This is a genomic window from Streptomyces humidus (assembly GCF_014649655.1).
Taxonomy (GTDB): Bacteria; Actinomycetota; Actinomycetes; order Streptomycetales; family Streptomycetaceae; genus Streptomyces; species Streptomyces humidus.
On sequence record NZ_BMTL01000010.1, the window covers coordinates 77,059 to 89,508 of the forward strand.

10 protein-coding genes are annotated in these 12,450 nt (G+C 72.6%); 8 read left to right on the forward strand and 2 right to left on the reverse strand.

What is annotated here, in order from left to right; genetic code table 11:
• Positions 1-4: 4 nt before the first annotated feature.
• Positions 5-664 (reverse strand): MerR family transcriptional regulator, encoded by a 660-nt coding sequence (locus tag IE239_RS13805; RefSeq protein ID WP_190149576.1) that lies wholly within the window; start codon positions 662-664, stop codon positions 5-7.
• A 138-nt stretch (positions 665-802) separates the two neighbouring features.
• Between IE239_RS13805 and IE239_RS13810 the strand changes: the two genes are divergently transcribed.
• From IE239_RS13810 to IE239_RS13825, 4 genes are all read left to right on the forward strand, one after another.
• Positions 803-2,365, forward strand: coding sequence for a flavin-containing monooxygenase (locus IE239_RS13810; RefSeq protein ID WP_229878082.1), 1,563 nt, complete (start codon positions 803-805; stop codon positions 2,363-2,365).
• Positions 2,362-3,270 (forward strand): alpha/beta fold hydrolase, encoded by a 909-nt coding sequence (locus tag IE239_RS13815; protein ID WP_190149577.1) that lies wholly within the window; start codon positions 2,362-2,364, stop codon positions 3,268-3,270. The genes IE239_RS13810 and IE239_RS13815 overlap by 4 nt, the downstream gene beginning before the upstream one ends.
• The gene (locus IE239_RS13820; protein ID WP_190149578.1) at positions 3,267-4,151 is read left to right on the forward strand and encodes an SDR family oxidoreductase; all 885 of its coding nucleotides are present in this window, start codon (positions 3,267-3,269) and stop codon (positions 4,149-4,151) included. Before IE239_RS13815 ends, IE239_RS13820 begins: the two co-directional genes overlap by 4 nt.
• A gap of 91 nt (positions 4,152-4,242) precedes the next feature.
• On the forward strand, positions 4,243-4,488 hold the full coding sequence (locus IE239_RS13825; RefSeq protein ID WP_190149742.1) for a hypothetical protein: 246 nt from the start codon (positions 4,243-4,245) through the stop codon (positions 4,486-4,488).
• Positions 4,489-4,589: 101 nt separating this feature from the next.
• Here IE239_RS13825 and IE239_RS13830 read toward each other — a convergent pair whose 3' ends face one another.
• On the reverse strand, positions 4,590-7,862 hold the full coding sequence (locus tag IE239_RS13830) for a S41 family peptidase (protein WP_190149579.1): 3,273 nt from the start codon (positions 7,860-7,862) through the stop codon (positions 4,590-4,592).
• Between the two features lie 193 nt (positions 7,863-8,055).
• Between IE239_RS13830 and IE239_RS13835 the strand changes: the two genes are divergently transcribed.
• The 4 genes from IE239_RS13835 (at position 8,056) to IE239_RS13850 (ending at position 12,395) form a co-directional block, all read left to right on the forward strand.
• Positions 8,056-8,658, forward strand: a complete 603-nt coding sequence (locus tag IE239_RS13835) for a TetR/AcrR family transcriptional regulator (protein ID WP_190149580.1) — start codon at positions 8,056-8,058, stop codon at positions 8,656-8,658.
• Positions 8,659-8,781: 123 nt separating this feature from the next.
• A complete protein-coding gene (locus IE239_RS13840; RefSeq protein ID WP_190149581.1) occupies positions 8,782-11,034 on the forward strand; it encodes an MMPL family transporter in 2,253 nt (750 codons plus the stop codon).
• A gap of 293 nt (positions 11,035-11,327) precedes the next feature.
• Positions 11,328-11,921: a lamin tail domain-containing protein gene (locus tag IE239_RS13845; RefSeq protein ID WP_190149582.1), complete on the forward strand. Its 594-nt coding sequence runs from the start codon at positions 11,328-11,330 to the stop codon at positions 11,919-11,921.
• Between the two features lie 192 nt (positions 11,922-12,113).
• A complete protein-coding gene (locus IE239_RS13850) occupies positions 12,114-12,395 on the forward strand; it encodes a DUF1876 domain-containing protein (RefSeq protein ID WP_229878083.1) in 282 nt (93 codons plus the stop codon).
• The last annotated feature ends 55 nt before the right edge of the window (positions 12,396-12,450 follow it).

Below are 12,450 nucleotides of genomic sequence, written 5' to 3' on the forward strand. Positions count from 1 at the left end.
GTTCTCAGGTCTCCTGCGCCGGGGTCTCCCGCCGCAGCCGTCGGTCCAGTGCCAGGGACAGTTCCGCCTCCACCACGCTGCGGGCCAGGGGGCGCAGGCGGGGCAGGTCCTTCTCGGCGGCGTGGCGCAGGATCAGGTCGGTGAAAAGTCCGGCGAGGGCGTCGGCGTGTTCGCGGACGCGGACGCCCGCCGCCAGGACGTCGGCGAGCGGGATCCCCTCGGCGACGAGGGCGGAGGACACGTCCAGGAGCCGTCGGCTGATGTGGACGATCTCGTCGCCGTCGGTGCCCAGGTAGCCGAGGTCGAGGGCGGCGGCGAGGTTCTCGGGGGTGACCTGGCCCTCGAAGCGGGCGGCGAGTTCCTCGGGGGTGAGGCGGACGGGCTCCTCCTCGGTGGGGCCGCCGACGCCGATCAGCTCGGCCACGTCGCTGCCCTGGTCCAGGGCGTCGGCCAGTTCGGCGATGCCGGTGAGGGTGTGGCCGCGTTCCAGGAGGGCGGAGATCGTCCGCAGCCGGGCCAGGTGGTGGTCGTCGTACCAGGCGATGCGGCCCTCGCGCCGGGGCGGTGCGAGCAGTTTGCGCTCGCGGTAGAAGCGCAGGGTGCGCACGGTGATGCCGGCCTGGGCGGCCAGCTCCTCCGTCCGGTACTCGCGCTTCTCCGTCACGGGCGAAGCTTATGTTGTGCCGCGGGTGACTTTCCCTCTCCCGGGCCCCTACCCATCGGTACGGGCCTGTTCTACGCTCCCATTGCGCCAGTGTTCACTGGCAGAGTCGCGTGTGTGGCACGGCTGGGAGGTGTCGGGATGACCGAACACGTACGGGTGGCGGTGATCGGGTCCGGCTTCGGCGGACTGGGGGCCGCCGTGCGGCTGCGCCGGGAGGGGATCACGGACTTCGTGATCCTGGAACGGGCGGGCAGCGTGGGCGGGACCTGGCGGGACAACAGCTACCCGGGGTGCGCCTGTGACGTGCCGTCCCACCTCTACTCCTTCTCCTTCGCGCCCAACCCGGACTGGCCGCGCGCCTTCTCCGGCCAGGAGCACATCCGCGCCTACCTGGAGCACGTGACGGACGTGTTCGGGCTGCGGCCGCACCTGCGGCTCGACTCCGAGGTGCTGCGGATGACCTGGGACGCGCGGGAGCTGCGCTGGGACGTCGAGACCAGCGCCGGACGCTACTTCGCCGACGTCGTCGTGTCGGCCACCGGGCCGCTGTCCGATCCGAAGATCCCGGCGGTCCCCGGCCTGGACGCCTTCCCCGGCAAGGTCTTCCACTCGGCCCGCTGGGACCACGGCCACGACCTCGCCGGCAAGCGGGTCGCCGTGGTCGGCACCGGCGCCTCGGCCGTCCAGATCGTGCCGGCCATCCAGCCCGACGTCTCCCGGCTGACCCTCTTCCAGCGCACCCCGCCGTGGGTGATGCCCCGCGTCGACCGGGCCGTCAGCGGTGCGGAGCGAGCTCTGCACCGGGCGCTGCCCGCGACCGCCCGGCTGCGGCGCGGCCTGCTGTGGGGCATCCGTGAGCTCCAGGTGCAGGCGTTCACCAAGCACCCGAACGAACTCGGCTTCGTCGAGCGGCTCGCCAGGCGCAACATGGCCCGCGCCGTCAAGGACCCGGCCCTGCGCGCCAAGCTCACCCCCGGCTACCGCATCGGCTGCAAGCGGATCCTGCTGTCCAGCACCTACTATCCCGCCCTCACGCGCCCCAACGTGGACGTCGTCGCGAGCGGCCTGAGCGAGGTGCGCGGGTCCACCCTGGTCGCCGCCGACGGCACCGAGGCGGAGGCCGACGTGATCGTGTTCGGCACCGGGTTCCACGTCACGGACATGCCGATCGCCGACCGGGTGGTGGGCGCGGACGGGCGGACGCTCGCGGAGAGCTGGAAGGGCGGCATGCAGGCCCTGCGGGGCGCGTCCGCCGCCGGGTTCCCCAACTGGATGACGATCATCGGCCCGAACACCGGTCTCGGGAACTCCTCCATGATCCTGATGATCGAGTCCCAGCTGAACTACATGGCCGACTACCTGCGTCAGCTCGACGTCCTCGGAGGCCGTGCCGCGCTGGACGCCCGCCCGAGCGCCGTGCACGCCTGGAACCGCCGGGTGCAGGACCGTATGAAGCGGACGGTGTGGAGCACGGGCGGCTGCACCAGCTGGTACCTGGACGCGAACGGCCGCAACACCACCGTCTGGCCCGGCACCACGGCCGAGTTCCGGCGGGCCACGCGCCGAGTGGACCTCGCGGAGTACGAGGTCGTGCGCGCGTCCGCCCGGCCGAAGGCCGCCCAGGAGCAGCCCGCCCAGGCACAGTCCGAGGCGCAGGACGGTCAGGCGCAGGCCGCCGAGGACGAGGGGGTGACGGCGTGACCTCCGTCGGTGACGTCGCCTCCGTCCGTGAGCTGACCGCCGTCTCCGCCGACGGCGCCCGTCTGCACGTGGAGATCCACGGCCCGGCCTCGGGGGCCGAGGCCGCGCCCGCCGTCGTCCTCGCCCACGGCTGGACCTGCTCGACGGCGTTCTGGGCGGCCCAGATCCGCGAACTCGCCGTCGACCACCGCGTGATCGCGTACGACCAGCGCGGGCACGGACGCACCCCGGCGAGCCCGGCGTGCAGCACGGACGCCCTCGCCGACGACCTGGAAGCCGTCCTGCGGGCGACGCTCGCACCCGGGGAGAGGGCGGTGATCGCCGGTCACTCCATGGGCGGGATGACGGTGCTGGCGGCGGCCGGCCGGGACGCCTTCCGGGAGCACGCGGCCGCGGTCCTGCTGTGCAGCACCGGCGCCTCGCGGCTGGTCGCCGAGTCCACCGTCGTCCCGCTGCGGCCGGGCGGGCTGCGGACCTGGCTGACCCGGCGGGTCCTCGGGTCCAGGGCGCCCCTCGGGCCGGTCACGCCGGTCGCGATGCGGATCCTGAAGTACGCGACGATGGGCGCCGGAGCGGCCCCGCACATGGTGGAGGCGTGCGCCCGGATCGTGCACGCCTGCCCGCGCCGGGTGCGGCACGCCTGGTCCGACGTGCTGTTCCTGCTCGATCTCGACCAGGGCGTGGGGCGGTTGAGCGTGCCGACGGCGGTGCTGGTGGGCGCCGGCGACCGGATGACGCCGCCGGTGCACGCGCACCGGATCGCCGCTGCGCTCCCGCACTCCCTGGGCGTCACCGAACTTCCCGGCGTCGGCCACATGACGCCGGTCGAGGCGCCGGACCTGGTCACCGGACGGATCCGGGAACTCGTCACCACGTACACGCAGTCGAAGGAGGAGGGCGCATGAGCAGGGTCGAACTCGAGGGACAGGTCGTCGTGGTCACCGGGGCGGCGCGGGGCGTCGGGGAGCTGCTCGCCCGCAAGCTCTCCGCGCGCGGCGCGAAGGTCGCGCTGGTCGGTCTGGAGCCGGACGCGCTGAAGCAGGTGTCCGAGCGGCTGCACGGCGACAGCGGCCACTGGTACGCCGACGTGACCGACCACGAGGCGATGGCCCGCGTGGCGGCGGAGGTGAAGGAGCGCTTCGGCAAGGTGGACGTCGTGGTGGCCAACGCCGGTGTGGCCAACGGCGGTCCGTTCGCGGACTCCGACCCGGACTCCTGGCGGCGGGTCATCGAGGTCAACCTGATCGGCTCGGCCGTCACGGCCCGCGCCTTCCTGCCGCTGTTGCGGGAGAGCCGCGGCTATCTGCTGCAGATCGCCTCGCTCGCCGCGATCACGCCGGCTCCGATGATGACCGCGTACTGCGCGTCCAAGTCGGGCGTGGAGGCGTTCGCGCACAGTCTGCGCGCGGAGGTCGGCCACCAGGGCGTCGGCGTGGGCGTCGGGTATCTGTCCTGGACCGACACCGACATGGTGCGCGGGGCCGACCAGGACGCGGTGATGCGGGAGTTGAGGCAGCGGCTGCCGTGGCCGTCGAACAAGACGTACCCGCTGGGGCCGGCCGTCGACCGGATCGTGGCCGGCATCGAGCGGCGTTCCGCGCACGTGTACGGGCAGGGGTGGCTGCGCGGGATGCAGGCGGTGCGCGGGTATCTGCCCGGGATCATCGGGACCGTCGGCCGGCGCGAGATGAAGCGCTTCGCACCGCGGTTGCAGGGGATGCGGACCGGGCTGGTGGGAGCGGGCGGTTCCGCCGACGAACAGGCCAGGGCTACGCAGCGTGGTTGATCGACATGCGTGGCGTGACCGCCCGTGTGAGTCTGGTCGAGGCCCCACCACGGGGCTCTCACCCCCTCATCTCCCACAGGAGTGAACCCACATGGGTATGAAGGACAAGTTCCAGGACCAGCCCGAGCAGTGGCAGCAGAAGGCCCAGCAGAAGGCCCAGCAGGCCAAGGAGCAGGTCCAGCAGCGCGGCAAGCGGCGTCCGGGCGAGGACGCGGAGCGCATGCGTCCGGAGCGTGAGTCGTCGGAGCGCATGCGTCCGGAGCACGAGGCGTCGGAGCGCCGCAGCCCGCAGGAGCGCGAGCACGAGCGCGTCGGCTTCGACGAAGAGAGCTTCTGACACCCCGCTCCGGCGGTCGGTGAACGATGAGCAGGGGGCGCCCCGGGCCCGGGGCGCCCCTCCTCGTGTCGTCTCCCGCGTCGCCCTCGTCGCGTCCGCGCTCAGGTCGTGCGCGGGGGCAGTTTCGGGCGTGACCGGTCGGGGACGTCGGCGTAGCCGGGCGGGGTCGCCGGAGGTTTCGCGTCGAGCAGGTCCAGGGCCAGCCGTACGGCGTCGTCGAGTTGGGCGTGACGGCCCTCGGCCCAGTCGAGGGGCGTGCGCAGGATCTCCAGGTCGGGTGCGACGCCCCTGTTCTCCACCGACCAGCCGTACGCGTCGAACCAGGCCGCGTTCATCGGGACGGTGATGACGGTGCCGTCGCCGAGCTGGTGCCGGCCGGTCATGCCGACGACGCCGCCCCAGGTGCGCTGGCCGACCACCGGGCCCAGCCCGAGCAGTTTGAAGGCGGCCGTGATCATGTCGCCGTCGGAGGAGGTCGCCTCGTCCGCCAGCGCCACCACCGGCCCGCGCGGGGCGTTGGAGGCGTACGACACCGGCTGGGCGTCGCGGGTGAGGTCCCAGCCCAGGATCATGCGGGTCAGCTTCTCCACCACCAGTTCGCTGATGTGACCGCCCGCGTTGCCGCGCACGTCCACGATCAGCGCGGGCCGTGACACCTCCATCCGCAGGTCGCGGTTGAACTGGGCCCAGCCCGAGCCGCCCATGTCCGGGATGTGCAGGTAGCCGCACCGGCCGCCGCTCAACTCCCTCACCACCGCGCGTCGTTTGGTGACCCAGTCCTGGTAGCGCAGGGGGCGCTCGTCGACGAGCGGGACGACGGCCACCCGGCGGGGCCGGCCCGTCCCGCCCTCCGCGGGGGCCAGCGTGAGCTCCACCGTGGTGCCGCCCGCGCCGGCCAGCAGCGGGTAGGGGCCGGTCACCGGGTCGACCTCCCGGCCGTCCACGTGGGTGAGGACCGCGCCCGCCCGGATCCCGGTGCCGGCCAGCGGCGAACGCGCCCTGGAGTCGGAGGAGTCGCCGGGCAGGATCCGCCGGACCGTCCAACCGCCGTCCCTGCGCACGAGGTTGGCGCCGAGGAGGCCCTGGAGGCGCTGGTAGTGGGGCGGTCCCTCGTTGCGGCGGGCGGCGGTGACGTACGCGTGGGAGGTGCCCAGCTCGCCCAGCACCTCGCGCAGCAGGTCCGCGAACTCGTCGGGTGAGGCGACCCGTTCGACCAGCGGGCGGTACTGGTCGAGGATCGCGTCCCAGTCGATCCCGCACATGCCGGGGTCCCAGAAGTAGGCGCGGATCAGCCGGCCGGCCTCGTCGTAGGACTGCCGCCACTCGGCGCCCGGGTCCACCTCGTGCAGGATGCGCCGCAGGTCGATCCAGACCGTGGAGTCCGGGTCGCCGGACTCGGTGGACGGCACCGCCCGCAGGTCGCCCTCGTCGACCACCACCAGCCGGGTGCCGTCCCCGCTCGGCGCGAACCAGTCGAGGTCGCCGACGAGTTCGGACTTCTTCGCCTTGCCGACGTGGAAGTGCTCCAGCGTCGGCCGTCCGCTCGTGTCGTCCGGGTTGGCGAACGTCTCGCCGAGCGCCCCCGAGATCGGCCAGCGCAGCCACACCAGTCCGCCGCCCGCCACCGGGCACAGGGCCGAGTACTTGGAGGCGATGACGGGGAAGGGGGTGACGCGGCTGGCCAGCCCTTCGGTCTCCACGGTCACCGTCCCGTCGGCGCCGTCGCCGTCGTCCTCCAGCGGGTCCAGCCCGCCGGCGGCCGGACGGCCTTCCGGGGTCAGCGCGAAGGGCGAGGGCGTCGCGGAGGAGAGGGGCACGAGGTAGGGGCGGCAGCCCAGCGGGAAGGACAGGTCGCCGGTGTGCACGTCGTAGACCGGGTCGAAGCCGCGCCAGGAGAGGAAGGCGAGGTACCGGCCGTCCCGGGTGAACACCGGGTTCTCGTCCTCGAAGCGGCCGTCGGTGACGTCGATGACCGACCGGTCCTTCATTCGGGCCATCTTGATCTGGCGCAGGGAGCGCCCGATCCCGGGATGCGACCAGGTCAGCCAGCCCCCGTCCGGCGAGAAGGCCAGGTCGCGGACGGGCCCGTTGGCCGACGCGATCAGCTCGATGACCTCGTCGCCGCCCGCGTCTCCCGCGTCCCCCTCCCCCTCGGTGAGGTCGACGAGCAGCAGCCGGCCGTCGTGCGAGGCGACGGCGAGCCGTTCGCCCTGCGGGTCGGCCGCCGTCTCCAGCACCCGGCCGAGCCTGCCGGAGGCCAGCCGGCGGGGCGCGCGCCGGCCCGTGGCCCGGGGCAGATCGGCGACCTCGACGGCGTCCTCGCCGTCCGCGTCCGTCACATAGGCGACCTGTCCGCGGGTGCCGAGCATCTCCGGCAGCCGCACCCGCACTCCGGGGGTGTCGGTGATCGTCCGGGCGGGTCCGTCGCGGTGGGTGAGCCAGTACAGGCTGCCGCGGACGACGACCGCGCCGGCCCGGCCGGTCTCGTCGACGGAGATGCCGTCCACGTGCTGGGCGGCCGGGATCTGGTAGGGGCGGCGGCCCGCGCGCGGCCCGTTGAGGCGCACGTCGATCCGGCGCGGCTCGGAGCCCGCGGCGAGGTCGTCGACGATCCACAGGTCCCCGCCGCACTGGTACACCACCCGGGTGCCGTCGCCGGCGGCGTGCCGGGCGTAGAAGGCGTCGTGATCGGTGTGCCGGCGCAGGTCGGAGCCGTCGTGGGCGCAGGAGTAGAGGTTGCCGACGCCTTCGTGGTCGGAGAGGAACGCGATCCGGCCGCCGACGAGGAGCGGGCTGGCGAGATGGCCTTCGAGGCCCTCCAGGAGCCGTCGCCCGTGCAGCCACAGCCGGCCGGTGGCGCCGCCCCGGTAGCGTTTCCAGGCTGCCGGCTCGTGCGGTGGGGTGCCGGTGAGCAGGAGCGTGCGGCGTTCGCCGTCGAGCTCGGCGACCTGGAGGTCGGAGACCGGGCCCCAGGGGAGCTTGCGGCCCGGGGAGCCGTCGGGGGTGACCTTGTAGGCCCAGGTGAAGTAGGAGAAGGGCTCGCCGTGGGAGGCGACGGCGAGGATGTCGGCGTTTCCGTCGGCGTCCGGGGGCGCCCAGCCGCAGACCCGCGTGTCGGAGCTGCCCCAGTAGGTCAGCCGCCGTCCCGGACCGCCCTCCACCGGCACGAGATGGATCTCCGGGACGAGACTGCGCCAGCTCGTGTAGGCGATCATGCGGCCGTCGGGGGAGAAGCGGGGGTGTCCGGCCTTCGTGCGGTCGACGGTGAGCCGCCAGGCTCGGCCCGGCTCGGCCAGCGGGGCCAGCCAGAGGTCGTCCTCGGCCACGAAGCACAACAGGTCACCATGGAGATGGGGCAGGCGCAGATAGCTCACCTCCCCATGCTTTTCCGGGGGATGGACCCGGGCAACTTATGACATGTGTGCGGAACCGGGCGCGCGTGAGGCAGCGCACGTACGAAACGGTTTCGTTTCGCAAGGAAGTGCGCTAGATTCGGGATGTACGCATGAGGAACCGTGTCGGGTCCGGCTCGGTTCGGTCCGGAGTCGGAGGGGGAAGGGGAGCGGGATGACTGAGTTCGCAACGGCGCGTCGCAGCCGCATCACCCCCGAGCGCGAGGCGGAGCTGTACGAAGCCGTGCTCGAACTGCTCCGCGAAGTCGGCTACGACGCCCTCACCATGGACGCCGTCGCCGCTCGCACCCGGTCCAGCAAGGCCACGCTCTACCGCCAGTGGGGCGGCAAGGCCGAACTGGTGGCCAAGGCGGTCCGCCACGGCAAGCCGGGCGGCTCCGTCGGCGAGGTCGACACCGGAACGCTCCGGGGTGACCTGCACGCCCTCACCCTGCGTTCGGACGACTGCGAGATGGAGCAGAGCTCCGCGCTGATGAGGGGTCTGGCCATGGCGGTCCACGGTAACCCGGACCTGCTGAAGGCCTTCAAGGAGCACCTCGTCGAGCCGGAGATGGCGGAGTTCGGCCGCGTGCTGCAACGAGCGGTCGACCGGGGCGAGGTCCGTGCGGACTGCCCGGCGCTGCAGTTCGTGCCGCACATGATGATCGGCGCGTTCGCCGCCCGCACCATGCTCGACGAGCAGCCGCCGACCCAGGCGTTCCTCCTTTCGTACATCGACGCCGTGGTCCTCCCCGCCCTCGGCGCACCCACCCCCTGACCGTCCCCACGGTCCGCCCACCCTGACGTCACCGCTCACGTCGTCGGGCCGATCACCCCTGCCTCGCGCCGGGTTGGTCAACCCTGCCCTGCACGCACACGACCTGACCGGGAGTACGCCTCCGTGGCCACGTTCCTCTACAAACTCGGCCGATTCGCCTTCAGGCGACGCGGCTTCATCGCCCTCATGTGGGTCGCCCTGCTGACCCTCGCCGGAGTCGGCGCCGCGACCGCGCCCGCACCGGGCGCCACCTCCTTCTCCATTCCGGGCGTCGAGGCTCAGAAGGCCTTCGACCTGCTGGAACAGCGTTTCCCCGGGGCGAGCGCCGACGGCGCGACCGGGCGCATCGTCTTCAAGGCCCCCAAGGGCCAGAAGATGACGGACGCCGCCAACCGGGCGACCGTCGACAGGACCGTCAAGGCCCTGAGCGGCGGCTCCGAGGTCGTCTCCGTCGCCGACCCGTTCACGACGCGCGCCGTGAGCAAGGACGCGACGGTCGCCTACGCCTCGGTCCGCTACGACGCGCCCGGCATGGAGCTGGCCGACGCGACCCGTGACGCCCTGGAGAAGGCCGCGGACGACGCTCGGGCCGCCGGGCTCACCGTCGACGTCGGCGGTGACGCGCTGCAGGCCGGGGCCGAGCCGGGAGCGACGGGCGAGATCATCGGCCTCGCCATCGCCGCGGTCGTCCTCGTCGTCACCCTGGGCTCGCTCGTCGCGGCCGGACTGCCGCTGCTGACGGCGATCGTCGGCGTCGGCATCGGCGTCTCCGGCATCACCGCCCTCGCCAAGGCGCTCGACCTCGGCGACAACACCTCCACGCTCGCCCTGATGATCGGGCTCGCGGTCGGCATCGACTACGCCCTCTTCATCGTCTCCCGCTACCGCAGCGAGCTGGCCGAGGGCCGCGACCGCGAGGAAGCGGTCGGACGTGCCACCGGCACCGCCGGCTCGGCGGTCGTCTTCGCCGGTCTCACGGTCGTGATCGCCCTCGCCGGCCTCTCGGTCGTCGGCGTGCCGATGCTGTCCAAGATGGGCCTCGCCGCGGCGGGCACGGTCGTCGTCGCCGTCCTCATCGCGCTGACCATGATTCCCGCGCTGCTCGGTTTCGCCGGCAAGAAGGTCCGGGCGACGGGCGAGAAGCGCCGGTCGCGCGGGTCCGAGGCCGAGGCGTCCGGCCCGTCGGCCGCCTCCCGGCAGACCAGGCCCGGCCTGGGCGTGCGCTGGGCGAGCTTCGTCGTCCGGCGGCCGGCCGCCGTGCTGCTGCTCGGCGTGGTCGGGCTGGGCGCGATCGCCGTCCCGGCCGGTCAGTTGCAGCTGGGCCTGCCCGACGACGGTTCACAGCCGACGTCCACCACCCAGCGCCGGGCCTACGACCTGCTCTCGGAGGGCTTCGGCCCCGGCTTCAACGGCCCGCTGCTGATCGTGGTCGACGCCCGCAAGAGCGACGACCCGCAGGCGGCGGCCGCCTCGGTGACCGACGGCATCAAGGGTCTCAAGGGCGTCGTGACGGTGACCCCGCCCGCCTTCAACAAGGCCGGCGACACCGCGACGATCACCGTGATACCCGGCTCCAAGCCCTCCTCGGCGCAGACGGAGGACCTGGTCCACGCCATCCGCGACCAGGGCGCCGGGATCCGGTCCGGCACGGGCGCGCAGGTGCTCGTCACCGGCACCACCGCGATGAACATCGACTTCTCGCAGAAGCTCAACGACGCGCTCGTCCCGTACCTCGCTCTGGTCGTCGGCCTGGCCTTCCTGCTGCTGATCGTGGTCTTCCGCTCGATCCTGGTCCCGCTGAAGGCGGCCCTCGGCTTCCTGCTCAGCGTGCTCGCCGCGCTCGGCGCCGTCGTCGCGGTGTTCCAGTGGGGCTGGCTCGGCGGCCTGATCGGCGTCGAGGAGACCGGGCCGGTCATGTCGATGACGCCGATCTTCATGGTGGGCGTGGTCTTCGGCCTCGCGATGGACTACGAGGTGTTCCTCGTGACCCGGATGCGCGAGGCGTACGTCCACGGCGAGAGCCCGAGTCAGGCCGTGGTGACCGGTTTCCGGTACAGCGCGAAGGTGGTGGCCGCCGCCGCGGTCATCATGATGGCCGTCTTCGGCGGCTTCATCAGCTCCAGCGAGGCGATCATCAAGACGATCGGCTTCGGCCTCGCGAGCGCCGTCTTCTTCGACGCGTTCATCGTGCGCATGGCCATCGTGCCGGCCGTCCTGGCCCTGCTGGGCAAGAGGGCGTGGTGGCTGCCGAAGTGGCTGGACCGCGTGTTGCCCGACGTCGACGTCGAGGGCGAGAGCCTGAAGACGCAGGGCACGGCCGCCGGCGCCCAGGACGGCGACGCCAAGGACGACGACCGGGAGCTGGTGCGCGCCTGAGGCGCGAGACCGCCTGAGAGAGACCGCCGGTGAGGGTTCCGTGGAGACACGGGGCCGTCACCGGCTTTTTCTTCGTCCGTCCTGCTTTTTCCTCCTTTTTCCTCGTCCGCTCTGTGACCCACTTTCGGGTGACGCCCGGCGGCGGCAGGGGCCCGCAGGGCAGTGCTGCCAATGATTCGGAGCGTTCAGTACATATATGGACATGGAAGCCTACTGTCACCGGAATGTGGACGGTTCGTAACGTGCGGTGCCAATCAGGCGCGCTGACGGCGGCCGGTGGTCGAGTCTTGGCCATGCGGCCGATTCGGGCCGTGACCCGCACCACGCAAGGAGACCTTGTGTCCGTTAACACTGTTTCCGCTCGCTGTCTCGCCGCCGCCGCGATCGCCGCGGCCGTCGTCGGGACGGTGGCGCTGCCGGCCTCCGCGGCCGACCACCACCCCCGCCAGGACCGGCCGAAGGTGGAGATCAGTGCCGTGCAGTACGACGCACCGGGCCGAAACGACCGCTCCGCCCGCTCGCTGAACAGGGAGTGGGTCGAGCTGACCAACACCACCCGCCACGTGGTCAACCTGGACGGGTGGACCCTCTCGGACGAGCGCGGCGAGACCTACACCTTCCGCCACTACCGGCTGGCGCCCCGCGCCACCGTCCGCGTCCACACCGGTGAGGGCCGCGACACCCGCTCCGACCTGTTCCAGGACCGCCACCGCGAGGTGTGGGACAACTACTCCGACACCGCCACCCTGCGCAACGACCGCCGCTGGGTCGTGGACGTCGAGTCCTGGGGCCACGGCCGTCACGGCGGCTGGCGGCACGACCGCGACGACCGTCACGACGGCGGCCGTCACGACCGCGACGACCGTCACCACGGCGGCCGTGACTGACAGCCCCACCCGGGCCGTCCCGGCCTGAAGGCGAAGCGCCCGACCCCTCCCCGGGGCCGGGCGCTTCGTCGTCCCTCCCGTCACGCTTCAGTGGCGGGCGGGGTGCGTGGGCGGAGCGTGCGGGCGTGGGTGTGGGTGCGGGTGTCGGGCTGGAGGAGCACTCTGGAAGCAGGAGCTTCGGAGGTGATCGTCATGGCCGTCATGCACACCACGGTCGGCTGGCATGTCGAGTTGGAGTTCGAGGAGGACGAACGGCACACACGGGCGGTCGCGCTGGTGCGTCTGCCGGACGGGACCGAGATCCGGGCGCACGGACATGCCTCACGGCACACCGTGGACGCCAACCAGCCCCGGGTCGGGGAGGAGATCGCGGGCGCCCGCGCGCTCAACGAGATCGCCATGCAGCTGCTGACCAAGGCTCATCTGGAGATCGACGACGCCTCCGGGCGGACGTCCCACTCGATCAACGTCTAGCCGCGGAGGCCCGGACGTCTGTAGGCGGCCGGCGGCAGGCGGCACGGCCGCGTCG